At 57.2% G+C, this 24,454-nt stretch carries 23 protein-coding genes and 1 tRNA gene; 12 read left to right on the top strand and 12 right to left on the bottom strand.

Annotated elements, in window-relative coordinates; translation table 11 throughout:
* Positions 1–42: 42 nt before the first annotated feature.
* Complete coding sequence (locus AC2FIM_RS00120) at positions 43–1,176, top strand: polysaccharide biosynthesis/export family protein (protein WP_142634645.1); 1,134 nt, start codon at positions 43–45, stop codon at positions 1,174–1,176.
* On the top strand, positions 1,176–3,182 hold the full coding sequence (locus AC2FIM_RS00115) for a capsule polysaccharide biogenesis protein (RefSeq protein ID WP_496707876.1): 2,007 nt from the start codon (positions 1,176–1,178) through the stop codon (positions 3,180–3,182). The genes AC2FIM_RS00120 and AC2FIM_RS00115 overlap by 1 nt, the downstream gene beginning before the upstream one ends.
* Here the strand turns inward: AC2FIM_RS00115 and ribD are convergent.
* From ribD to AC2FIM_RS00085, 6 genes are all read right to left on the bottom strand, one after another.
* The gene (gene ribD, locus AC2FIM_RS00110; protein ID WP_496707877.1) at positions 3,179–4,279 is read right to left on the bottom strand and encodes a bifunctional diaminohydroxyphosphoribosylaminopyrimidine deaminase/5-amino-6-(5-phosphoribosylamino)uracil reductase RibD; all 1,101 of its coding nucleotides are present in this window, start codon (positions 4,277–4,279) and stop codon (positions 3,179–3,181) included. The genes AC2FIM_RS00115 and ribD overlap by 4 nt on opposite strands.
* Positions 4,276–4,746: a transcriptional regulator NrdR gene (gene nrdR / locus AC2FIM_RS00105; RefSeq protein ID WP_142634651.1), complete on the bottom strand. Its 471-nt coding sequence runs from the start codon at positions 4,744–4,746 to the stop codon at positions 4,276–4,278. Before nrdR ends, ribD begins: the two co-directional genes overlap by 4 nt.
* Positions 4,747–4,867: 121 nt before the next feature.
* Entirely contained in the window at positions 4,868–5,281 is a 414-nt protein-coding gene (locus AC2FIM_RS00100) for a secondary thiamine-phosphate synthase enzyme YjbQ (RefSeq protein WP_496707881.1), read from the bottom strand.
* Between the two features lie 19 nt (positions 5,282–5,300).
* Positions 5,301–5,699 (bottom strand): hypothetical protein, encoded by a 399-nt coding sequence (locus tag AC2FIM_RS00095; protein WP_142634653.1) that lies wholly within the window; start codon positions 5,697–5,699, stop codon positions 5,301–5,303.
* Positions 5,700–5,777: 78 nt separating this feature from the next.
* Positions 5,778–6,281, bottom strand: a complete 504-nt coding sequence (locus AC2FIM_RS00090; protein WP_496731804.1) for a DUF4166 domain-containing protein — start codon at positions 6,279–6,281, stop codon at positions 5,778–5,780.
* 41 nt (positions 6,282–6,322) lie between these two features.
* Complete coding sequence (locus tag AC2FIM_RS00085) at positions 6,323–6,670, bottom strand: thiol-disulfide oxidoreductase DCC family protein (protein WP_496731802.1); 348 nt, start codon at positions 6,668–6,670, stop codon at positions 6,323–6,325.
* A gap of 422 nt (positions 6,671–7,092) precedes the next feature.
* On the opposite strand from AC2FIM_RS00085, the gene AC2FIM_RS00080 reads away from it, so the two are divergent.
* On the top strand, positions 7,093–8,070 hold the full coding sequence (locus AC2FIM_RS00080; protein ID WP_496731674.1) for a helix-turn-helix domain-containing protein: 978 nt from the start codon (positions 7,093–7,095) through the stop codon (positions 8,068–8,070).
* A 193-nt stretch (positions 8,071–8,263) separates the two neighbouring features.
* Here AC2FIM_RS00080 and rpoD read toward each other — a convergent pair whose 3' ends face one another.
* The 4 genes from rpoD to AC2FIM_RS00060 all read right to left on the bottom strand — a co-directional run bounded on the left by rpoD (position 8,264) and on the right by AC2FIM_RS00060 (position 14,269).
* Positions 8,264–10,252, bottom strand: a complete 1,989-nt coding sequence (gene rpoD / locus AC2FIM_RS00075) for an RNA polymerase sigma factor RpoD (protein WP_271946269.1) — start codon at positions 10,250–10,252, stop codon at positions 8,264–8,266.
* Positions 10,253–10,366: 114 nt separating this feature from the next.
* Positions 10,367–12,316, bottom strand: a complete 1,950-nt coding sequence (gene dnaG / locus AC2FIM_RS00070) for a DNA primase (RefSeq protein WP_496678247.1) — start codon at positions 12,314–12,316, stop codon at positions 10,367–10,369.
* A gap of 80 nt (positions 12,317–12,396) precedes the next feature.
* Positions 12,397–12,693: a hypothetical protein gene (locus AC2FIM_RS00065; protein WP_142634663.1), complete on the bottom strand. Its 297-nt coding sequence runs from the start codon at positions 12,691–12,693 to the stop codon at positions 12,397–12,399.
* 145 nt (positions 12,694–12,838) lie between these two features.
* Positions 12,839–14,269 carry a Glu/Leu/Phe/Val family dehydrogenase gene (locus tag AC2FIM_RS00060; RefSeq protein WP_142634665.1) on the bottom strand — a complete coding sequence of 477 codons (1,431 nt, stop codon included), beginning with the start codon at positions 14,267–14,269 and terminating at the stop codon, positions 12,839–12,841.
* A 332-nt stretch (positions 14,270–14,601) separates the two neighbouring features.
* Between AC2FIM_RS00060 and AC2FIM_RS00055 the strand changes: the two genes are divergently transcribed.
* The 3 genes from AC2FIM_RS00055 to AC2FIM_RS00045 are packed head-to-tail and all read left to right on the top strand — an operon-like array spanning position 14,602 to position 17,430.
* Entirely contained in the window at positions 14,602–16,215 is a 1,614-nt protein-coding gene (locus AC2FIM_RS00055; RefSeq protein ID WP_496678251.1) for a TadE/TadG family type IV pilus assembly protein, read from the top strand.
* Complete coding sequence (locus AC2FIM_RS00050) at positions 16,212–16,745, top strand: TadE/TadG family type IV pilus assembly protein (RefSeq protein ID WP_142634669.1); 534 nt, start codon at positions 16,212–16,214, stop codon at positions 16,743–16,745. Before AC2FIM_RS00055 ends, AC2FIM_RS00050 begins: the two co-directional genes overlap by 4 nt.
* A gap of 4 nt (positions 16,746–16,749) precedes the next feature.
* A complete protein-coding gene (locus AC2FIM_RS00045; protein WP_142634671.1) occupies positions 16,750–17,430 on the top strand; it encodes a hypothetical protein in 681 nt (226 codons plus the stop codon).
* A gap of 67 nt (positions 17,431–17,497) precedes the next feature.
* On the opposite strand, the gene AC2FIM_RS00040 is transcribed toward AC2FIM_RS00045, so the two are convergent.
* Positions 17,498–17,968 carry a hypothetical protein gene (locus tag AC2FIM_RS00040; protein WP_142634674.1) on the bottom strand — a complete coding sequence of 157 codons (471 nt, stop codon included), beginning with the start codon at positions 17,966–17,968 and terminating at the stop codon, positions 17,498–17,500.
* Between the two features lie 159 nt (positions 17,969–18,127).
* Between AC2FIM_RS00040 and AC2FIM_RS00035 the strand changes: the two genes are divergently transcribed.
* Positions 18,128–19,039: a pirin family protein gene (locus AC2FIM_RS00035; RefSeq protein WP_496678254.1), complete on the top strand. Its 912-nt coding sequence runs from the start codon at positions 18,128–18,130 to the stop codon at positions 19,037–19,039.
* A 7-nt stretch (positions 19,040–19,046) separates the two neighbouring features.
* Here AC2FIM_RS00035 and AC2FIM_RS00030 read toward each other — a convergent pair whose 3' ends face one another.
* Positions 19,047–19,634: a TetR/AcrR family transcriptional regulator gene (locus AC2FIM_RS00030; protein WP_271946250.1), complete on the bottom strand. Its 588-nt coding sequence runs from the start codon at positions 19,632–19,634 to the stop codon at positions 19,047–19,049.
* A 100-nt stretch (positions 19,635–19,734) separates the two neighbouring features.
* Here AC2FIM_RS00030 and AC2FIM_RS00025 point away from each other — a divergent pair, with 100 nt between their 5' ends.
* The 5 genes from AC2FIM_RS00025 to AC2FIM_RS00005 all read left to right on the top strand — a co-directional run bounded on the left by AC2FIM_RS00025 (position 19,735) and on the right by AC2FIM_RS00005 (position 24,454).
* A complete protein-coding gene (locus tag AC2FIM_RS00025) occupies positions 19,735–19,983 on the top strand; it encodes a hypothetical protein (RefSeq protein ID WP_142634680.1) in 249 nt (82 codons plus the stop codon).
* A gap of 124 nt (positions 19,984–20,107) precedes the next feature.
* A complete protein-coding gene (locus AC2FIM_RS00020) occupies positions 20,108–21,394 on the top strand; it encodes a homoserine dehydrogenase (protein ID WP_271946246.1) in 1,287 nt (428 codons plus the stop codon).
* Between the two features lie 69 nt (positions 21,395–21,463).
* Positions 21,464–22,447, top strand: coding sequence for a class II fructose-bisphosphatase (gene glpX / locus AC2FIM_RS00015; protein WP_271946243.1), 984 nt, complete (start codon positions 21,464–21,466; stop codon positions 22,445–22,447).
* A gap of 91 nt (positions 22,448–22,538) precedes the next feature.
* Positions 22,539–24,281, top strand: a complete 1,743-nt coding sequence (gene recJ / locus AC2FIM_RS00010) for a single-stranded-DNA-specific exonuclease RecJ (protein ID WP_142634686.1) — start codon at positions 22,539–22,541, stop codon at positions 24,279–24,281.
* Positions 24,282–24,379: 98 nt separating this feature from the next.
* Positions 24,380–24,454: transfer RNA gene (locus tag AC2FIM_RS00005), tRNA-Glu, on the top strand.

The following is a 24,454-nucleotide window of genomic DNA, read 5'->3' as shown; positions in this document are numbered from 1 at the left end:
GAAACAAAAGACCAAAACCAAGACGTTCGAGGATATTCGGCAGTGCAGCGCTTTCCAATCCGATGGGGACGGGGTGTAACCCTTGTGGCCGCTCTTGGCCTGCTGGCCGCGTGCCAACTACCTAAAACCGGCCCAAACAAATCCGAAATCCTTGCCGGTTCGACCACAAAAGGTGGAAACGCCTATGTTGTTGAGGTCGACGACCGGGTGGCGCAGGTCACGTCGGCAGTGCCTCAATACGGGTTCTCGCAAACCTTCCGTAGCGCTCAGAACCTGACCGCCGACACGGTTCGTCCGGGTGATGTACTGGGCCTGACAATCTGGGAAAACGTAGATGACGGGCTGTTATCCGGAGAGACCGGCGCCTCAACATCCCTGGAAGAGGTACAGGTCGACAGCGAGGGCTTCATCTTTGTTCCCTATGCCGGGCGCCTGCGCGCAGCCGGAAACACGCCGGAACAGCTTCGCATGTTGATCACGGAAAAGCTCCAGGATCAGACCCCTGATCCTCAGGTCGAAGTGCGCCGTATCGCCGGGGACGGATCAACCGTTTCGCTGTCGGGCACCCTGTCCGCACCCGGGATCTATCCGATCGAACGACCAACCCGCACACTGGCCGGAATGCTGACACGGGCTGGCGGCGTGATCGAAGGGTCCGATATCGCCCTGGTGACACTGATCCGAGGCAATCAAAAAGGGACGGTCTGGTACAATGACTTGTTCCGCAACCCGGAATTTGACGTTGCCCTGCGGGGTGGCGACCGCATTCTAGTCGAAGCCGACAACCGGTCCTATGTCGCCTTGGGGGCGACGGGCGGTCAGTCGCGCGTGGCATTCGACAGTCAGGATCTGTCCGCGCTGGAAGCGCTGGCACAGGTTGGTGGCTTACAGCCCCTGTCTTCGGACCCGACCGGCATTTTCGTTCTACGAAAGGAACGACAGGACATTGTCCGGTCAGTCATGGGAAAACCGGACCTGCAGGGAGAGCAGCGCATGATCTACGTGCTGAACCTGACAGCACCCAATGGCCTTTTCATCGCCCGTGACTTTGTCATCCGCGATGATGACACAATTTACGTCACCGAAGCACCTTACGCGCAATGGAGCAAATCCATCTCGTTGATCGCCGGTGGCCTGACCCCGCTTGCCAATGTCACGACACTGACAGGCGGATGATGCCCTCCGTTCCTCAAGGAACGCATGCCAAGGCCGAACGCAGTCGTCTTTTGGTCTATAATGGCGGATTTCTGACAGCCGCGCGCGTGCGGAGAATTCTGTCACTGGCCGGATATGATATCGGCATCGGCACGCCCAAGGGGTCGGATCTGGTGGGTATCTGGGGCAATAGCCCGACGGCACATCGTGGACTGCGTATAGCGACCAAATACAATACTCCGATCTTGCGCGTAGAGGATGCATTCCTGCGATCTCTGCACTCAGGACGCAATGGCGATGCTCCGCTGGGACTGCTGCTTGATCGCAGCGGTGTGCATTTTGATCCAACACAGCCTTCGGATCTGGAAACACTTCTTGCGACCGACCCGTTGGATAATACGGCCCTGCTGAACCGGGCACGTGGCGGGATGGCGCGGCTGCGCGAACTGCATCTGAGTAAGTATTCCGCCTATGATCCCGCGACCCCTGCGCCGGACCCAGGGTATGTCCTGGTTGTCGATCAAGCACGCGACGATGCTTCTGTAAGGGCAAGCGGCGGCGATGAGGCCCGGTTCCGCGAGATGCTGGTTATGGCGCAAGAGGAGAACCCCGGCGCGACCGTTCTGATCAAAACCCACCCCGACACGATCGCAGGGCACCGGCCCGGATATTACTCTGCCGATGATCTGACCGACCGCGTATCCTTTCAGCACAGCGCCATCAGCCCCTGGACCTTGTTAGAGGGTGCTGTGGGCGTCTACACCCTGTCCTCGCAACTTGGGTTCGAGGCCATATTGGCCGGTCACAAACCCCGCGTCTTCGGCCAACCGTTTTACGCCGGATGGGGTCTTACCCAAGACGAAGCCCATTTCCCAAGACGCCAACGAAACCTGACGCGCGCGCAACTCTTCGCCGCCACCATGGTTCTTTATCCCAAGTGGTACGATCCCTATCGGGATCAGCTGTGCGAATTCGAATCCGTGCTGGACACGCTTGAAGGTCTGACCCGCGCCTGGCGACAAGATCACAAGGGCTGGACGGCATCCGGGATGCGGCTTTGGAAACGCAGGCACCTGCAGCACATGTTTGGGCGCGAGAAAAAGGTAAAATTCACGCCTGACGTTTCCGAAAACCCAGATCGTCCCCACATGGTTTGGGCGCGGCACGGCCGTGATATGGAAAACGTCACACGGGTCGAGGATGGCTTCGTTCGGTCCCGTGGGTTGGGGGCCAGCCTTGTGCCGCCTCTGTCGCTGTCGCTAGATGACCTTGGGATCTATTACGACCCGACCAAACCCAGCAGGTTGGAAGAGATGATCGCCAAGCGGGAGACCCTGCGGCCGGATCAGGAATTGCGGGCCGAGCGGTTGGTGACACAGATTATCGCCGGAGCGGTCAGCAAATATAACACCGGCGGCCCGGTTCCGGACTTGCCAAAAGGTCACCGCATTCTGGTGCCCGGACAGGTCGAGGACGATGCCTCGATCCTGTTTGGAACCAGCACCGTTCGCACCAATACCGAACTTCTACGCACCGCCCGCGAGATGAACCCGACCGCCGTTCTGATCTATAAACCGCATCCCGATGTCGAAGCTGGCCTGCGTGAAGGTGAGGCCGAAGCTGAGGGGCTAGCAGACCTGATCGTCAAGAACACCGATCCCGCCGCATTGTTGGGTGAGGTTCAGGAGGTCTGGACCATGACCTCTCTGCTAGGGTTCGAGGCGCTGATGCGCGGATTGCCGGTCACAACGCTCGGCGCACCCTTTTATGCTGGTTGGGGTTTGACGCAGGATTTGGGATCCGTCCCCGCCCGTCGTGGTGCACGGCCCTCCCTGCTGGGATTGATTCATGCCGCACTGATCGATTACCCGAGGTATCTGGACCCTGTCACCGGCATGCCCTGCCCTCCGGAAGTGGTATTGGAAAGGCTGACAGACGGCTACCAGAGCCGATCGGGTCATGGCCTTAGACTGCTCTCGAAACTACAGGGCGTTTTCGCAACACAGGCGCATCTCTGGCGCCGTTAGCGCAATGCCCGCGCCCAGCGATGCATCACGTCCTGACCGATGATGCGGGTCTCCAGCAGTTCAAACCGTGGGGCCTCATCCAGACGATCCATACCAAGCGCCCCGATGGCAGGCAATCCTTCGGCACCAATCGCAAGCCCGGCACTGAAGCCGATCAACTCATCAACCAGTTCATCCACCAAAAGCGACGCAGCAAGGGACGATCCGCCCTCGCAAAAGACGCGGGTCAAACCCTCCTGCCCCAACTGCAGCAACAGGTCAGCGGCATCAATGTGATGATCGCGTAACGCGCAGGGGATAAGCCTTGCGCCCAGTCCTTCCCACGCTTTTGCACGTTCGGCATCCGGTGACGGACCATGGCACAACCACACCGGAATTTTCGAGGCGGTGCGTGCCAGTTGACCCATCAACGGGATATCCAGATGGCGCGAAACGACAACGCGCACAGGCTGACGTTCAATCCCAAGATCCCGAACTGTCAGAGAGGGGTCGTCTACACGCGCCGTACCCGCCCCAACCATAACGGCATCATGCGTTGCCCGCATGGCATGAACAGCCCGCCGCGAGGTCTGACCCGTAATCCACTGACTATGGCCGCTTTCGGTCGCAATGCGCCCGTCAAAACTGCTGGCCAGTTTAAGCGTGACAAATGGCCGGCCCTGTTCGGTCTTTAGAAAGAAACCGGCGTGGTCGCGGGCCGCCTGATCCGCAAGAACACCGGTTGTCACGTCAATCCCAGCCTCGTGCAGCATGGCAAAGCCCTGCCCAGCCACACGCGGATCACTGTCTTCGATGGCTGAAACAACACGCGTCACACCGGCCTCAATCAAGGCCTGAGCGCAAGGCGGGGTCTGTCCGTGATGGGCGCAGGGTTCAAGCGAGACATAAGCAGTCGCGCCACGCGCCTGCGATCCCGCCTGTCTTAACGCTTCGGTTTCTGCATGTGGCCGACCGCCAGGTTGCGTCCAACCACGCCCAACAATCCGCCCGTCCTGTACGAGTACGCAGCCAACGGATGGGTTGGGCCAGCATGTCCCCTGTCCGCGCCGCCCCAAGTCAAGGGCCAGCGCCATATATCGCTTATCTGTTTCGCTCACTCGTCCGTCGAAGGCTGCGGCGGGCGCAGTTCGTGGACAAACTCCTCGAAATCATCGGCCGCCTGGAAATTCTTATACACGCTTGCAAACCGAACATAGGCAACGGTGTCGATCCGCGCCAGAGCTTCCATAACAATTTCACCGATCTTGCTGGACGGAATGTCGGTATCGCCCATGCTTTCCAGCCGTCGCACAATACCCGAGATCATCTGATCAATGCGTTCCGGATCAATCGGGCGTTTCTGCATCGAGATACGGATCGAGCGTTCCAGCTTGTCGCGATCGAAATCCTCGCGTTTTCCATTGGTTTTGATCACAACCAGATCGCGTAACTGAACGCGTTCATAGGTGGTGAACCGTCCGCCGCAAGCCGGGCAGAAACGGCGCCTGCGGATCGCGACATGATCCTCTGCCGGGCGTGAATCTTTGACCTGAGTGTCGATATTTCCGCAAAACGGGCAGCGCATCCGCCGTCTCCTCGTCTCTTGTTCCGCCTCTTTTAGTAAGCGCTGTGGCCCACTTATCCACAACTATAGGGCAGCCTCTAGGATTTGGGTAGTCGGAAATTTTCACCGCTAAATAAAGGGGTCACGCGAAATGCGCAGCGACGCGTCGGTTGTGTGATTGGGTCCGGTGTTCAAACAGATAAACACCCTGCCATGTCCCCAGCATGGGCACCCCTGCGGCGACAGGAATGCCCAAGGACACAGGCAGCAACGCAGCTTTGATATGTGCTGGCATATCGTCTGGCCCCTCATAGGTGTGCCTTAAATACGCCATCGACGGATCATCCGCCGGTGGCACTAGACGTTCGAAAAAGGCCTGCAAATCTGTCCGCACCTCGGGGTCCGCATTTTCCTGAATGGCCAGAGAACACGAGGTATGGCGCACAAACAGGGTCAACAATCCGTCGCGACCGCTTGGGGCAAGCCAGTCTCGTATACCCGAGGTGAACTCATACAGCCCCGACCCCTGCGTTGAAATGATAAACTCGGTCTGCAAAACGCGGGTCTTACCTTCTTCAGTCAAAAATTGGCTGCCGGAAACACAGGCCATTCGCGTTCTGGACGGACCTGCTCTGCCCCGGCTGGAAACCAATGGAAACAAAGCTTGTGCTCTGCTCGACATTTGCCGGAGGGGTCAACGAAAATTGGACCGCCGTGCGGCGACCGGTAGCTTCGCTTGGGCCATATCCACGCACAACATAGATATTCTGCTGCCACCCTGCCCCCAAGCTGCGACGAGCAAAATCTGCAGCAGCGCACCAATAGCCATCCACATCCCTGCGCGCGCGCGGGATCACCTCAAACACTTTGTCGTTTACTGCAACAGTCTGAAAACCGTTTGGTGCTGCTGTCACCGCCCCCGGTTCAAACAACGTGGCGGCGGCCAGAACCGCAGATGTGATCACTTTTTTCATAATGCTACTCTCTCATGTTTCTTGATAAATATTAAAGTAGATTGCAGGAGGCCATGGCAAAGCCACCTCACGTTCAATTCAGGCATTGTTCCTATTTACGTGAACCGGCATCAGCCAGCCCCGATATCGGATCAGTTGACCCAACATCGGCATTTCTGCCGAAACATCGAACCGAAACCGGCCTTGATCATCCTCCCATTCCACCGTCGCCGAACGCGGTAAAAGAAAGTTTGGGCATGGCACCCCCAATAGAGTGAGGCGCAGGATGTTCAAATGCAGCTTTTGACCTCGAACCTGTGGGCGCATCCAGATGGTCAGCCCTCCGATCCTCTCTTTCACGCACCGCCTGTCTGCGTCGTAGACCAGATGAGACAGCGTCTCATGCCCGCCAAAATCCCTGAACCACTCCCATTCCTGGCCAGTGAGTTTGGTTCGAATGCGGACCGTCTGAGTATCTGCAGCGGGGGGAAACCCACCCAACCACAATGACAAAGAGGTCAACCACCCGGTTCCTCTTTGGATGCTGCATAGTCCTGTAAACTCTGCCGTTTCACTGTGGAATTTTCGGACCGCATCCGGCACCTCAGAATTGGCTGGAAGGGCCTGCAGAAATGGGTCCGGCCTCACGCATACCCTCCGGGGAAGAACTGCGCTTTCATGGATGAATCCGGAACCAGGCACGTTTCGAACCGTCCAAAGAATGCAAATCGGTGGCGCGCGATGAAATGATAAAGCGGATCCTTCAAAAACCGCGGAAGAAATCGACAGGCCGACAGAACAGGCCACAAAGCGGGTAAGCTGCGCATTGCAGCAGCAAAAGCATCCAAGCGCTGATGCACAACACCGTCAACGATCACAAGATTGGTTTCAAACTCGTCGGTGGGCAGGCCGAGTTGCCGGTAAAGGCTTTGTCCTATTGGGGACTGGGCAATTACAAACTTGAACCGCTTCTTTGTGTCGGCCCACAGCATGAACCTGAAAAATCGAGAACACAGCACGCATTCTCCATCAAAAACGATGAGGTTCTGCTCGGTTCTCACATCTGAGATCGCCCGGTCTTGCATTGGATACCAGATCAATTTCGCCACAACCGGACCGTGCCATTGAAGGGTAAAATCCGCAATGCGACACGTAGGTTTTCAGATGAAACGTGCCGGGGAGCTACCGATCGCTAGTCTGAGACGACCGGAGCTCTACCCTCATCCCAATAAGGTGCTGACCCGACAACACGAGGTAACTATGCCTTTGCGTTGCTATATCCTTGCTGAAAAGTGCCAGAAACTTGTGAAAACCTGCCAGATGGGTTTGCCTGCACTCGTGCAAACTGGGTTCAAATTTTTCGGGAAAGCATTAAGAATTGGATATGGAGCTTGATATTGCCAGAATTCAACACTTGACCCGAACGGCAGATGAGCGTTCGGGCGACCCAGAGTTAGCAGACCAGCTTTTGGAACGCAGCGGTCTAAGCCGAGTGGCAATCGCTCCCCCCACTACAGTCTACAGTGCGCAAACTGAGGCGATGTTCATCAGATATGCCTGCGACGCTATGCGCGACATAACTTTTGCCGCCTATGCGGGTTCAAAAGTCAGTTCGGCCTCTAGCATTACGGCCTATATCAGCAAGTACTCTCGTGACCTCCGACAGGTGTTTGAAAACACAACCCGCTTCTCTCGCATCATAGATCCCACAATCACCTTCAGTCTGCGCCATGCCGGGAATTTTGTGTCCTTCGAGGCGGACTGGGAAGACGCAAGTTTTGCCCGGTATCACAGACGCACAGAGTTTTTGATGTTTGGGACACTGGCGCGAATGCGGAACCTGACGCAGTCAGACTTCCACCCCATAGCAATTCGCTTTCAACACGAGGTTGGAGAGAAAAGAAATCTATTTCAAAAGCTTGCAGGATTTTCGGTAGAGTTTGGAGCAGAAAACCTAGAGATTGTTCTGTCGCCTTCATCTCTGGATCTTCCCGTGCCCACATATGACCCGATGCTTCGAGAGCATCTGATTGAGTACGGGGAACGCGTTCTGGCAGAACGGGCCTCGCCTAAGCAAAAATTGCGGGCGCAGGTCGAGGGTCTGATTACACGTTCGATGCCGGGAAATTTTCCGCAAGCCGATGACATAGCCGCCAATCTCGGCATGAGCCCGCGAACATTTGCGCGTCGGCTAAAGGATGAAGGGTCAAGCTATCGAGAGATCGCAGACGATCTGCGCTGTGATCTGGCCCAAACTTTCATCACCAACGGTATGCAGCTATCTGAAATTGCATTCTCACTTGGCTACGCAGACCAACCCGCCTTTTCCACCGCTTTCAAACGGTGGACGGGTCGCGCGCCCAGCGCTTTCCGCAGCCGCCTGGACCCGTGATCGTAACCTTGAGGTAGCCGGGGGTCGTCAGCCTTGCAGCCTCGCCCCGGCCCGTCCCATGAGTGGACATTGCGGATATAGGAAGACGCGCAGCGGGCTTCTTGTGAGTTCTCGCCAAATTGATGTTTCTACAAGCCACCGTGAACAGTGGTTTCAAACGAAAAAGGCGCCTCGGTCGAGGCGCCTTTCTGGGTTACTGATCCAGGAACGACCGCAACTTTCGCGACCTGCTGGGGTGTTTCAGTTTTCGCAGCGCCTTCGCCTCGATCTGACGGATACGTTCGCGCGTCACGCTGAACTGTTGGCCGACCTCTTCCAGAGTGTGGTCGGTGTTCATACCGATGCCAAACCGCATCCGCAGAACCCGTTCTTCCCGCGGGGTAAGTGAGGCCAGAACACGCGTGGTCGTTTCCTTGAGGTTTTCCTGAATAGCACTGTCCAGCGGCAGCACAGCATTCTTGTCCTCAATGAAATCGCCAAGCTGGCTGTCTTCTTCGTCGCCAATCGGCGTTTCCAGGCTGATCGGTTCCTTGGCGATCTTCATCACCTTGCGGACCTTCTCCAGCGGCATCTGCAGCTTTTCGGCCAGTTCTTCCGGCGTCGGCTCGCGGCCGATTTCATGCAGCATCTGACGACCGGTCCGAACCAACTTGTTGATCGTCTCGATCATATGGACCGGGATACGGATCGTGCGTGCCTGATCCGCGATGGACCGGGTGATTGCCTGACGGATCCACCAGGTGGCGTAGGTCGAGAACTTATACCCGCGGCGGTATTCGAACTTGTCTACGGCCTTCATCAGGCCAATGTTACCTTCCTGAATAAGATCAAGGAATTGCAGACCACGGTTCGTGTATTTTTTGGCGATCGAGATCACCAGACGCAGGTTGGCTTCGACCATTTCTTTCTTGGCCTGGCGCGCCTCTTTCTCGCCTTTCTGGACCTGCTGTACGATGCGGCGGAATTCGCTGATGTCCAGGCCAACATATTGCCCGACCTGAGCCATATCGTTGCGCAGTTCCTCGACCTTGGAGGTCGAGCGTTCGATGAACATCTGCCAGCCCCGGCCCGGCTTTTCAGCCATCTCAGCCAGCCAGTTCGGGTCCAGTTCACGCCCACGATAGGCGTCAACAAATTCGCGACGGTTGATGCGGGCCTGATCCGCCAGCTTCACCATCGAGCTGTCCAGCGACATGATCCGACGATTGATGCCATAGAGCTGGTCAATCAAAGCATCGATCCGGTTGTTGTGCAGATGTAGGCCGTTCACCAGTTCGACAATCTCGGCGCGCAGCTTCTGATAGGTCGCTTCGTCCGTGTCGCTGAATGTGCCGTCTTCGTTCAGGGTTGCCGAAATCCGGCTGTCCTGCATTTCGCTCAGCATCGCAAAATCAGTCGAAATACGCTCGAGCGTCGTCAGAACCTGATCTTTCAGAGCAGCTTCCATAGCAGCGAGCGACATGTTCGCCTGCTCGTCTTCGTCATCGTCATCATCGGTCGCAATCGGGTTGCCATCGGCATCCAGCTCGGGGCCTTCTTCCTTGGCGGGCTTTGCGGCCTGCACGGTCGAAGTGTCGACGACCGGCTCTTCAACATCGCCGTCTTCGTCCATCTGATTGCCGAAAGTGGCCTCCAGATCAATGACGTCGCGCAGCAGAATGTCTTCGGACAGCAATTCATCATGCCAGATCGTAATCGCCTGGAAGGTCAGCGGGCTTTCACAAAGCCCCAGGATCATCGTATTGCGACCAGCCTCGATCCGCTTGGCGATAGCAATCTCGCCCTCACGGCTGAGCAGTTCGACCGAACCCATTTCGCGCAGATACATGCGCACCGGGTCATCGGTACGATCAAGCTTTTCGGTGGCGGCACCGGCCAGCGTGACCTCACGGTTGCTTTCCGTTGTGATCAGGTCGGTCGAGCCTTTATTCTCTTCCTCTTCCGCCTCTTCATCTTCGATGATGTTGATCCCCATCTCGGACAGCATCGACATAACGTCTTCGATCTGTTCCGAGCTGACCTGATCAGGCGGCAGGACCTGATTGAGCTGGTCGTAGGTGATGTAACCTTTCTCGCGGGCCTCGGCGATCATCTTCTTGACCTGAGTCTGGCTCATGTCCAGCGAGATTTCCTGTTCCTGCTCGTCGGATTTGCTGTCTTCGTTTGTATCCTTGGCGGCCATTCAATGCTCCTGCAGGGATGGGTGATTCGATTGAACCGAATCATTAGCGCGTTGAAGTGATTCGGCCACCCGTTTACCTGTTTTTCTTTTCCAGTGCCTTACGAAAACACCACATTACCGGCGTTTTCGCTCGAAATTGATACCTGACATGATTGCCTTAAACGCATCCTTCTCGTCGCGGTTGATTCGCGCACCATTGTCAGCGATGTCGAAAACGGCCCTGTCTTCATTCTGGCTTCGGCTTGTTCTGTTGCGCTCTTCGGCGGCTTGCGCCAAGCGATAGGTCAACGCTTCATCGTCCAGATCAGACAGCTCCTCTGCGGCTTCGGCAATCTCTGCGTCCAGACCCCTGAGAGCTTTGATTTTGGCGAGTTCCTCAGCCAATGTCATTTCGGCCTTTTCAACGTCGCCCGGTTTATTCACGCAGGGGATCACTGCGACATGGCGAAGGGCCAGCAGGTTTTCAAGGGCGTGATGTCCCAAAGTTTCCGCAATATGTTGTTTGAGGTTCTCAGGATCATCTATCGCGTGCCGCAGAATGGCATCGCGCAGGCCAGCGTGATCTTGGTCACGGCACTCCATTTCTTCCAGTTGGTGTTCAAACTGCACCACGACTTGGGGGTTCAATGCGGCGATGGCCAGAATGGCGGCTTCGCGCATCTGGATATCGGCATTGTCGGATGATACCAGGAATGACGCCCGCGCGCCCGGTGTGGCCGGTTGCGGCTGGGGCTTCCATTTCCCGCGTGTTTGCCAGGTGCGGTTTTGTGGCTGCTTTTGAGGGCGAAACAGCTGCCAGCGCAGGTCTTTGATCTCTTGCCCGTAATGCGACCGGATCGACGCGTCACGGATCAGCTTGATCTTGTCGCGCAAGACCTTGTCCAAAGCTGCTTTGCGTTCGGGGCTGTCGAACACCTTGCCTTCGGTTTCGCGCTGCCAGAGCAGCCTGACCATCGGCATTGCCCCTTCCAACACCGCCTGCACGGCTGCCGGTCCTTCCGCCCGCAATAGGTCGTCAGGGTCTTTGCCCTCGGGCATCAGCGCAAAGCGCAAGGACTTTCCTGCCTCAAGCAGCGGCAGGGCCAGATCGACCGCCCGCATCGCAGCACGCAAACCCGCCGTGTCGCCATCCAGCGCAATGATCGGCTCGTCCGAGATACGCCACAGCAGTTGCAACTGATGCTCGGTGATTGCGGTGCCCAATGGGGCCACCGATGCGCCAAAACCGGCCTCGGCAAGCGCGATCACATCCATATATCCTTCGGCCACGATCAATGGCTGCCCTTTGCCGGCAGCCTGCCGCGCGGGGCCTTGGTTATAGAGGCTGCGCCCCTTGTCGAACAGTTCAGTTTCGGGCGAGTTCAGATATTTCGCATTGTCATTGGGGTCCATCGCCCGGCCACCGAACGCAATGCAACGCCCGCGCGGATCCCGGATCGGATACATGATCCGGTTCCGAAACGTGTCATAGGGCTTTTTACCTTTGTTCGAGGGTTTCGCCAGACCCGCACCAAGGATCAGATCTTCGGCCACGTTCTTGCCGCGTAGGTGATCCCAAAGCGCCTGCCAACCGTCGGGAGCAAAGCCGATTTCCCACCGATCCAGCGCCTGCACTTTCAAGCCGCGCCGCGCCAGATAATCGCGCGCCTCCCCACCTGCCCCTGTTTTCAGTTGCAACCGAAAGAACTGCACCGCCTGTTCCATCACCTCGGCCAGTTGCGTGCGACGATCCTGTTTCTCTTGCGCCTTGGGGTCACGTTCTGGCATCGGCATTCCGGCTTCACGCGCGAGAATTTCGACCGCTTCGATGAACGAGACATTCTCGGTCTCTTTCACGAAGCTGATCGCATCCCCTTTGGCATGGCAGCCAAAGCAGTAATAGAAACCCTTTTGGTCATCGACGTGGAACGATGCTGTCTTCTCGTGATGGAACGGGCACGGAGCCCACATGTCGCCCTTGCCCTGATTGGACTTGCGCTCGTCCCACATGACTTTGCGCCCGACGACCTGAGACAAGCTCAGCCGGGTGCGCAACTCATCCAGAAAACCGGGTGGTAATGACATGGGTTAAACCTGACAGAAACGGCAACGCGCGCCAAGGGGAAGGCGCGCGTTTGTCCGCAAAGAAATCGCAAGGTTTTGGATTACTGCTGCAGGCACAGCTCCATCCACGTGGCGCCGAGATCCTTTTTGCGCACATCGCGCATCTTCTGCTCATAGACCCAAGGGGTGATCAGCGGGATCGCGGCATTATAGTTCGCGGGCCAGGTCGGACCTGTATCGGCCACGGCTTGCGGCACGTCGCGCTCTTTCACGCGGTCAAGTCGCGCCTGCTGGATCGCCGCCACGACATCCGCCTGATGCTGACAGCTTTGTTCTTTTGTTTCCTGAGCAGCCAGAGGTGTGGCCAGTAAAATAGCCGCGACGGCAATACGCAACATGGTGGTCTCCGGGATTCGTTCTCGTCGCTGAAGTCTACTGCCGGGCGCGGATGCGCGCCATCGTCGAATTGCATCTTGCGCAGCCCTGTTGCGCCTTGGTCCTGCGGGCGAGGGATCAGATGCCAACCGCCCGCAGAGAGTATTGTCAAAGCCCCTTAGCGCGGTAGCTTTTCGAGACACGGTCAATGGCTACGATGTAGGCCGCGGTCCTCAGATCCTCGACATCGTCGCGACTGTGCCAGACTTCACGCATCGACTGGTAAGCAATCCGCATGGTGTCATCGAGCCCCGAACGAACCAGCTCAAGCTCATCCGCACCTTTCAGGTATTTCGCCTTGAAGTTCGGAGACATGGACCAGGCATCGCCCAGATAGCGGTCCAGCCGTTCCAGCTCACTGACGATCAGCTCGTGCCGCGACTCTTCCTGGCGACGCTGCATGCGGCCAAACCGGATATGGCTTAGGTTCTTAACCCATTCGAAATACGAAACGGTCACACCGCCAGCATTTGCGTACATATCAGGAATGATCACGACGCCCCTATCTCGCAGAACTTCGTCTGCACCAGCTGTCACTGGGCCGTTTGCAGCTTCGATGATCAACGGGGCCTTGATGCGATCGGCATTATCAAGGTTGATCACACCTTCCAGCGCCGCCGGGATCAGGATGTCGCACTCTTCTTCTAGCACGGCCCCTCCCTCGGCGGAATGGGTGGCGTCGGGATAATCGCTGACGCCGCCATGCTTGACAATCCATTGGCGAACCGACTCGACGTCAATCCCGTCCGGATTATACAGCGCTCCGTCCCATTCAATGATGCCCACGATACGAGAGCCGTCTTCCTCGCTCAGGAACTTGGCAGCGTGGTAGCCCACATTTCCCAGACCCTGAACAATAATGCGCTTGCCGTCCAACTTGCCCGACAGCCCTGCCTTTTGAATGTCCTCAGGATGGCGGAAAAACTCGCGCAGCGCATATTGAATGCCGCGGCCCGTGGCCTCGACCCGTCCGGCAATACCGCCAGCATTCAGCGGCTTGCCTGTCACGCAGGCGCGCGCGTTGATATCAGTTGTATTCATCCGGGCGTATTGGTCCGCCATCCACGCCATTTCACGCTCACCCGTCCCCATATCCGGGGCTGGCACGTTCTGTGACGGATTGATCAGGTCGCGCTTGGCCAACTCATAGGCGAACCGGCGGGTGATCTGTTCAAGCTCATGCTCTTCGTATTGGCGTGGGTCGATACACAACCCACCCTTTGATCCGCCAAACGGCGTTTCGACCAGAGCACATTTATAGGTCATCAGCGCCGCAAGCGCTTCGACTTCGTCCTGGTTGACCGCCAAGGCAAAGCGGATACCGCCTTTCACCGGCTCCATATGCTCGGAATGCACCGATCGATATCCGGTGAATGTGTGTATGTCACCGCGCAGCCGGACGCCGAAGCGTACAGTGTAGGTGGCGTTGCAGACCCTTATCTTTTCTTCAAGGCCCGGAGGCAGATCCATCAGGGACGCTGCCCTGTTAAACATTAGATCTACACTCTCTCGAAAGCTGGGTTCTTTTGTGGCCGTCATTTAAACCTCCGTGCCGGCGAACGACTTGCGTTCTGACGTTTTGTCGCACCCCTTTGCTAAACGATCAATGTTTAAGCAGAAATAAAATCTCAAGTTACGGGGAAATATTCGAACTCTGGCTGAGTCGCCAAACCCAGACATTATCCGCCGAATTGTTCACGCATCGAATACAGCCCCGCGCAACGGTCCGGAATTATCCCTCAATTTCCCTCAAACCAGCCAAAACTGGGCCCTTTTCGCCCAATTCCCGCCACGTTTCGCAGTTAATTTCCATACGTTAACTTTTCCTTAGCAGCTTTGGATGTCTGCTCAGCGAGGTCTGCAAGATGAAAATGCCCAAGTTTCTACGCGAAAGCAAAAGCGGCGCTAAATCCGCGCTAAGCGCGCGCCGGTTCGCAAAAAGCGAAGACGGTACATTCACAATCTTTGTATTGTTGGGTTTCCTGGTGATCTTCGCTTCGACCGGAGCTGGCGTTGACCTAATGAATTTTGAGCGCGACCGCGCCAATCTGCAATCAACATTGGACCGCGCCGTTCTTGCGGCCGCTGACCTTGATCAGAAAAAGCCCGCACGCGAAATTGTCGATGCCTATTTCGAGAAGGCCGGGCTGGGCGGCAAAATCACTTCTGTCGTGGTGGAAGAAGGCTTTGGATCACGTAAAGTATCAGCCACCGCCGAGGCGACCATCAAAACCCACTTTATGCATTTCTCTGGCGTCAACAGCTTGACCGCTAACGCGGCCAGCACGGCCGTCGAAAGCATTGGAGCTGTTGAAATTTCGCTGGTTCTCGACATCTCAGGCTCAATGAACAACTATTCGAGTTCTGGCGGGAAGAGCAAAATTGCGCTTCTGCAGGATGCGGCCACAGAATTTGTCACGCTGATGCTGGATTCAGATGATCCTAACCGCACGGGCATTTCGATCTCGATCGTGCCTTACGCAACTCAGGTCAACGCGGGTGAACCCATCCTGAGCAAATTCACCAACGTTACAGCAGAGCACAACTACTCCCATTGTGTGAACTTTATCCCTGAACAGTATAGCGACGCGGACCTAGAGCGTGATGACAGGCTGGAACGCACCGCGCATTTTGACCCCTTCACCTATTCCGAAGGCTCGATCAGAACACCGGTTTGCCCGGTCCGCGATGGCAGTGCGATTACGCCTGTTACCGATAATCTGGAGGCATTGACCAAACAGATCAAGGCGTTGACTGCAACCGGGAACACCTCGATAGATGTCGGCATGAAATGGGGCGTGGCCTTCCTGGACCCAAGCGTTCGTGGCATTGTGAGCGACCTGGCTGACGACAACATCGTTCCAAATCACTTCCGGACCCGCCCGTCAGACTATAACTCGGACATCTTGAAAATTGTAATCGTAATGACCGACGGTCAGAACACGGACCAGTATATGCTGAACCCGTCCCTTCGGGAGGGCTTGTCGGATGTCTGGTACAATGCTGAGGCCTCCGAATACACAGTCTACCATTCGCAGGGTCGGCCTAACTTTTTCTGGCCACAGCAGAACACATGGGCGGACCATCCGTTCGGCAATCCTGATCCAGAGACACCAGCCAACGAAGAATTGGGTACGGCTGTTCGCCTGACCTATCCAGAACTCTTCAACCGTGTGTCTTTGGCCTGGAATGCAAGATATAACTATTACTGGCAGTCAAGTGCATGGGCCGAGTGGTACTCGAAAGCGTATGCCAAAGTTGAAACTTCGGCCAAGAACCAGCGCACCAAGCATATCTGTGACGCAGCCAAAGATGAGGGCGTCATTGTCTATGGCATCGCCTTCGAAGCACCCAGAGCCGGGTACAAAACCATCAAGGACTGTGCCAGCTCGGACAGCCATGTATACAATGTGAACGGTCTGGACCTGGAAGACGCATTTGCTTCTATCGCGTCGTCGATCAGAAAACTGCGGTTGACCCAATGATCGGAGCCCTTGTTTCAAAGCTGCGAAGCCTGAGACGCAGGGAAGATGGGGCGGTCACCGTCGAGTTTGTGATCATCTTCCCGGCATTCATGTTCTTCATCCTGAGTGCGATGGAATATTCGGTGGTCACCTTGCAGCAGGCGATGTTAGAGCGGGCTGTGGACCAGACAGTTCGCGACATTCGCCTCGGCACGGGCACCAACCCAACGCATGATCAGATAAAAAGTACGATCTGTGATCGCGTCGTAGTGATCAAACGCTGTACCACCAACTTGCAGCTGGAGATGCTGCAACAAAGCGCGTTTGTCGGGTTGAACCTTCCGCCTGTCCCGGATTGCACTGACAATTCTGAAGAAGTGAACCCAGTTCGCGCTTTCGAAAATGGCCTTTCGAACGAGTTGATGATCCTTCGGGCCTGCGCAAAGGTCGATCCGATTTTCCCTACATCGGCGATGGGGCGTATTTTGTCGGATGAATCAGGCCAGATCGAACTTACCGCGACGACTGCCTTCGTACAGGAGCCTCTGTAAGCCTATGTTTTTCATTTCAAAGCTCCGGAATCTTCTGAAATCCAAGACGAAAGACGAGAGTGGGGTACTCACGGTTGAGGCTTTGCTTGTCTTTCCGATGCTGGTGTGGACGATCACAGGCGCCTTCACGTATTTCGACGGCTTCCGCCAAAGCGCATCTAACCTTAAAGCGGCATATACGGTTGGCGATTTGATCTCTCGCGAGACCGGCACGATCACGGACACATATATCACCTCATTGCATTCGCTGCTGGTGGCGATGGTCAACAACCGATCACAGATGAATCTGCGCGTGTCGCTGGTTGTGTTCGACGAAGAAGATGATCGTCATTACGTCAGATGGTCAACCGCGCGCGGGTACGACAGCATCTGGACCGACGACAATATTGACCGCATGCGTGATAACCTGCCGCCTATGCCCAACCAGGACACACTGATCATTGTTGAAACGGCGAATGCTTACATTCCGGTCTTTGACTCGATTTATGGGGTGGATTTCCTCAAAGGCGACCACGTCTTTGAAAATTTCGTCTTTACACGCCCACGCTTTACCAATGAGGTTGCGGCAAATGTGTCGGGCGTTGTTGAAATTGAGGAAAATCCCGACGGGTCTGGCGAGATCGGTGAAATCGAGGACCCAGGCACAGGGGATTCCGGTGCGAGTGCGGAAAGCGCAACGAATTAGGACAAGGTTGGCCTCTTAGTGCCTTCCACCCCACCTTCGAATAACGAGGTGGCGCCGAAGGTCTGACCTAGCCGCGCTCCGCCACCATCACAGACAATATTTCTGACATGAATTTGGTTTCGGCGGCGGACGTCATGCCGCCGATGCCAACGCGGCGTCCCAGGCGCCACCACAGCCCCGGCGCCCATCTATTTGCACCTGATTGCCGGGTTGTTACCAGAAAGCCATTCGACGGCTTGAAGGCAAACGCGCCTCTTTCGACGGTTTCAATGTCTTCTATTGCGGCGATCGGCTGCCCTGCCCCGGTTCTCAGCTCGGTCTCAGTCAGCTCGATCCAATCCGAGGTTGCCTGCCACATGCGATAGGCCAGCCAGAAGGACGCCGCGCCTACCACAAACAGGAATACCTGCCAGGATGGCTCCGGCGGCGCGGCAAGCGCGACGAAAACAACCAGAAAGCCCACGGTCGACAACATTCCAACACCCATCCACCGCCTGGGTGATGAGGCTTTGACCACGGCCAGAACTTCTTGTTGCATTTGCTGCTCTCCCACTTTGCAGTTGGGTTTAGCCACTTTCCCAGCCAAACAACAGAGGCGAACGCACCTGCTGAATTTCGCACAGGTTGCGTGTTTCAGCGCAAATTGACCCGCCATGGCAGTGCGGTACATCTTCCCCATAGCAACAGGAGCGCAGCAATGTCCCTCAGACCGACTTTGGAAACCCGAAAGGCTATACCGACGATGGAGGGGGCAGGCGTTAAACTGCACCGCGCTTTCGGCTTTCAGGATCCGTCGGACCTGGATCCTTTTCTGCTGTTAGACGACTTTCGCAATGAACGCCCGCAGGACTATCAGGCTGGATTTCCATGGCATCCGCATCGCGGGATCGAGACAATCACCTATGTCCTGTCCGGCTCGGTTGAGCATTCGGATTCACTTGGCAATAACGGAACACTTGGCGCGGGTGATGTGCAGTGGATGACGGCAGGGTCCGGAATCCTGCATCAGGAAATGCCCAAGGGAAGCCAAACCGGGCAAATGCACGGGTTTCAGCTGTGGGGCAATCTACCCGCGGCCCAAAAGATGACAACACCGCGATATCAGGACGTGCCGCGCAAAGAGATCCCTGAAATCACGGACGATGACGGAACCGTTGTCCGTGTGATCGTGGGGACGTTTTGGGGCAAGACAGGCCCAGTCGACGGCATCGCCGCCGACCCTCAGTATCTGGACATCCAAATTCCGGCAGGTGTGAAGAAGACCTTCCCCATAGACACCTACCGTCGCGCATTTGCATATGTATTCGAAGGCGCGGGCGCCTTTGCTGATGCCTCGCGGCCTGCGGGGGTCCTTTTGGAAAAAGAAGTTGGCGGCCAAGAGGTGAACATTCGTGACATGTCGGGAGACCGAACACTGGTTCGGTTTGGGAGTGGTGACGAAGTGACCGTTCAGGCAGGTCCGGAGGGTGTCCGGTTCCTGCTGATTTCCGGCGCACCGATCAATGAGCCGGTCGCGTGGCACGGCCCCATCGTCATGAACACCCGGACCGAGCTGGAACAGGCTTTTCGCGAATTGCGCAACGGGACGTTTATTCGGCCGGCACATTGACTGCCCCTTAAGCAGTCATCGCCTTTCGGACCATGTCCCAATAGACGGCTTCAACCTCGTCCAGCGAAAGCCGCCCACCGGCGCGATACCACGTCATGACGCCGTTCAGCATGGCGATGACCGCCAATGTCGCAATCTTCGTATCCGCGACCGCAAAGATACCCGCCCGCTGACCTTCGCGCAAAATGGCCTCAAGCCCGTCTTCATACTTGCGGCGCAGATCCTCTATTTCGGCGAAGTTTTCGGGTGTGAGGTTCCGAAGTTCCATATAGGCGATGAATACCTCGTCAGGGCGCTGCAGGTGGAACCGGATGTGAAATCCGACAAACCGACGCAAAGCATCCTGCGGATCGCCAGTTTGCTTTTGTTCGCCATAGGCGGACAACAAATCCTGCATATGGTCGCGCATCAAACGGAACAGAAGGCTCTGCTTATCCGGGGTGTAATTGTACAATGCCCCGGCCTGCACCCCAACCTCGGCCGCAATTTTCCGCATGGAAACAGCAGCATACCCATGGCGCGCGAAAAGCCCAAGCGCCGCCTGCCGGATACGCGGGCCGGTAATGTCCGAATGTGAGCCTTGTGTACGTGCCATGTATCCACCATATCTGAACAGATGTTCAGATAGAAGCCCGCTTGAAACGACCGGACAAAAAGTGCATCACCGATGCCAGTTGCCACAATAAGGTTTCATCATGAAGCCCCTTCTTCTTCTGCCCCTAGTTTTGCTCTGCCTGGGATGCACCAATTTTCCCGAGCTGAAAGACCGCGAAGGGCCTAATGTGCAATCGGCCCCCTACCCCAAATTAACCCCACTGGCAGATGTTTTCGCTGTGCCTGTTGACCCGCTGTACGAAGCGGCAGAGGTCGAAAGTGAACTGACCGACCGCAGCAAGGCGTTGAAGAAAAAGGCAACGGCATTGCAAAACGCTCAGACCAATTAATCCTCAGGTTTTCTGTCGCCCGGCATGGGTGTCGCGGATTGCGCCTCGGCGCCGAACCCGCTAAGGCAGCGGGAACGGGGAAACACCCCAGATTAGGATTATCGAGCGGAAAGGAACCCACAGGATGACACAGGCGCTGCGGCTTGGAATTGCGGGCTTGGGAACTGTTGGTGTGGGTGTCGTCAGGATCGTGCGCCGCCATGCCGACCTGCTGCAGGCACGAACGGGTCGTCCCATCCAGATCACAGCGGTTTCCGCGCGTGATGCTGGCAAGGATCGCGGTGTGAACCTGTCGGATTATGTCTGGGAAACTGACCCTGTCGCATTGGCACAGCGCGACGATATTGATGTTTTTGTTGAACTGATGGGCGGGGAAAACGGGCCTGCCAAAGCCTCGGTCGAAGCGGCGCTAGCCAGTGGTAAGGATGTCGTCACCGCCAACAAGGCCCTGTTGGCCATTCACGGTCAGGAACTGGCCGAAATGGCCGAAGCCGCGGGCCGTGTGATCCGCTTCGAAGCGGCCGTGGCTGGCGGCATTCCAGTGATCAAATCCCTGACCGAAGGACTTGCGGGCAACGAAATCACCCGCGTCATGGGGGTGATGAATGGCACATGCAACTATATCCTGACCCGGATGCAATCGCAGCGGCAGGGATATAACGCCCTGTTCGACGAATGCGCACAGCTGGGTTACCTTGAAGCCGATCCAAATCTGGATGTGGGCGGGATAGACGCCGCGCATAAACTGGCGCTGCTCGCCTCGATCGCATTCGGCACCAAACCGAATTTCGACGGGATCGAGATCGAAGGCATTCAGCAGATCAGTCTGGATGACATCGACCAGGCCCATGACATGGGATACCGGATCAAACTGTTGGGCGTGGCTCAGCGCACGGCACGGGGGCTTGAACAGCGGATGCAGCCGTGTTTGGTGCCCAGTGACTCGCCCCTGGGCCAGCTTGAAGGCGGCACCAATATGGTGGTGATCGAAGGCGACGCGGTCGAGCAGGTTGTTCTGCGTGGCCCCGGAGCTGGCGAGGGTCCAACGGCCAGCGCGGTGATGGGCGATGTCTGCGATCTGGCACGTGGGCTTCAGATTCCGACCTTCGGCCGCCCTGCCAGTTCTTTGCAGGACGCAGTGCCAGCGCTGACTGGTCGCCCTGCCCCCTATTATCTTCGTCTGGGTCTGCTGGACAAACCCGGCGCCTTGGCCAAAGTTGCGGCCATCCTGGGCGATGCCGGGGTCTCGATTGATCGCATGCGCCAATACGCCCATGCGGAAAGCACCGCGCCGGTTCTGATAGTTACCCACAAAACCACCCGTGCCACGCTGGATGTCGCCTTGCTGGGCCTGCACGAGACCGATGTTGTTTCGGGCACACCGGTTGCTTTGCGGATTGAAGAGGTTTGACCCTTGCGGCCTGCACGATACGCAGGCTATGCCGGACAAGACGCCGATACTGACCTGAGGATAGTGAAAATGAGTGCTGCCAAGATTGATTTCAATGACCGCCTGTTGTCTCTGGGCCTGGCGCGGGTTGCGGAACAGGCTGCGCTTGCTTCGGCTTCGCTGGTTGGACGGGGTGATGAAAAGGCCGCTGACCAGGCCGCTGTGAATGCCATGCGCGAACAGCTGAACCTTCTGGATATCGCCGGTGTCGTTGTCATCGGTGAAGGCGAGCGCGACGAGGCACCGATGCTGTATATTGGTGAGGAGGTCGGGTCCGGCAATGGTCCCGGCGTCGACATCGCGTTGGACCCTCTGGAAGGCACCACGCTGACCGCCAAGGACATGCCCAACGCGTTAACTGTGATAGCAATGGGCCCGCGCGGATCAATGCTGCATGCACCGGACGTTTATATGGACAAACTGGCCGTTGGCCCGGGTTTCCCTGAAGGCGTTGTCAGCCTGGACATGAGCCCGCGCGAACGTGTGGAAGCGCTGGCCAAGGCCAAGGATTGCGAGCCTGCCGACATTACCGTCTGCATCCTGGAACGCCCTCGGCATGAGGCAATGATTGCCGAAGTTCGCGAAACCGGTGCATCTATCCGCCTGATCACCGATGGTGATGTTGCTGGCGTCATGCACTGCGCCGAAAGCGAAGTCACCGGGATCGACATGTATATGGGCCAAGGCGGCGCCCCCGAAGGTGTTCTGGCCGCTGCAGCGCTGAAATGCATGGGCGGGCAGATCTTTGGCCGCCTGCTGTTCCGCAATGATGACGAACGCGGCCGCGCCGCCAAAGCGGGCATCACCGATCTGGACCGCATCTATTCGCGCGATGAGATGGTAACCGCCGATGTGATCTTTGCCGCAACCGGCGTCACCGGCGGCTCTTTGCTGCCGCGCATCAAGCGCGAGCCGGGTTGGGTTGAAACCACCACCCTGTTGATGCGGTCGAAAACCGGGTCGGTTCGACGCATGTCCTACCGCACGCCGACGTGGTCGCATAGCGACGGCTAAGTTCTTGCGCCTGACCATCGTGCAGGGCTATCCATAGAAATGATAAGGCCGGGTCCGCGAGGGTCCGGCCTTGGCACATCAGGGGCAGGACATGAGCTTTCTTGGGGTTGAACATTCACTGTCAGCACGTCGCTGGGTCGGCCCCTCGGCGGATGTAGAGCGCGCGACCGAGGTGCTGGTACAACAAGCCGGATTGCCCCGGGCCGTCTGTCAGGTTCTGGCCCGGCGCGGTGTTCCGGCAATGGAAGCTCCGGGATTTCTAGAACCCAAACTGAAAGAGCTGTTGCCCGATCCGCGCGCGATGAAAGACATGGAAACCGCTGCAACCCGTTTTCTGACTGCGGTCCGTCTAAAGCAGCGCATTGCGATCTTTGCCGATTATGACGTCGACGGAGGCAGTTCGGCTGCTCTGCTACTCACGTGGTTGCGTCAGATGGGCCTGCAGGCGACGCTCTATGTGCCTGACCGGATTGATGAGGGCTATGGCCCCAACGTCCCGGCGATGCAGGAACTGGCCGCCGCGCATGATCTGATTATCTGCGTCGATTGCGGAACCCTCAGCCATGAACCCATCGCCGCCGCAAAGGGGGCCGATGTCATCGTCCTGGACCACCACCTTGGTGGCGAAACTTTGCCCGATTGCGTGGCCGTGGTGAACCCGAACAGACAGGACGAAAGCGGCGATCTTGGCTATTTTTGTGCCGCCGCCGTCGTGTTCCTGATGCTGGTCGAGGCCGGACGGCAACTGCGCGAAGCGGGTGCAAAAGGGCCTGACCTGATTGCAATGCTAGACCTTGTGGCGCTGGCCACGGTGGCGGATGTGGCTCCTTTGATCGGTGCAAACCGCGCGCTTGTGCGTCAGGGGCTGAAGGTCATGGCGCAACGACAAAGACCGGGGTTGGTGGCGCTGTCGGATGTGGCGCGGATGGATTCCGCGCCCAACAGCTATCATCTGGGGTTCATGCTGGGCCCGCGCGTCAACGCAGGGGGCCGGATCGGCCAGGCCGATCTGGGTGCCCGGCTGCTCAGCACCGATTCAACCCATGAAGCAGAGGCTCTGTCGCAGCGGCTGGACGAGTTGAACACCGAGCGGCGCGATATTGAAAATGCGGTTCGGGCAGCCGCCATGGAACAGGCCGAAGAACGGGGCCTTGATGCGCCCTTGGTCTGGGCGGCCGGGGAAGGCTGGCATCCGGGCGTTGTCGGCATCGTCGCGTCGCGCCTCAAAGAAACCGCCAACCGCCCGGCCATCGTCATCGGTCTGGACGGGGATGAGGGCAAAGGATCGGGCCGATCAGTGACCGGTGTCGATCTGGGTGCCTCGATTCAGCGGCTGGCGGCGGAAGGTCTGCTGGTCAAGGGCGGCGGCCACAAGATGGCGGCTGGCCTGACGGTCATGCGTGATCAGCTGGAACCGGCGATGGAACGGCTCAGCGAATTGCTGGCAAAACAAGGGGCAGGTCAAACCGGCCCTGCTGACCTGAAACTGGAAGGCACACTTATGCCCGGCGCGGCCACTGTCGATCTGATTGAACAGATTGAAAAAGCAGGGCCTTTCGGCGCCAGTGCTCCGGCTCCGCGGTATGCCTTTCCGGACTTACAAGTGCGCTTTGCCAAGCGGGTCGGCGACTCCCATCTGAAGCTGTCGCTGTCGGATGGGGTGGGTGCCGGGTTGGATGCCATTGCGTTTGGCGCCTTTGACGGACCAATGGGGGAACGGCTGACCAATCACGGCGGCGCACGCTTTCATTTCGCCGGACGACTTGAGGTGAACACATGGGGTGGACGGCAAACTGTACAACTCAGATTGGAAGATGCCGCCGAGGCGATCTAAGGCCGCATTCGCCACCGCCAAAAAACTTTCACAACCCTGCGTTTTTCGGCTTGCGGGGGTCAGAGTGAAACCGTAAAAGGCCCCCCACAAGCTAGCGTGGCCCGTTCGTCTATCGGTTAGGACGCCAGGTTTTCAACCTGGAAAGAGGGGTTCGATTCCCCTACGGGCTACCA

The organism is Ruegeria sp. CDSC052, from assembly GCF_059610685.1.
Note: the sequence above shows the minus strand (reverse complement) of the source record. Positions and strands in the feature narration are given on the sequence as shown.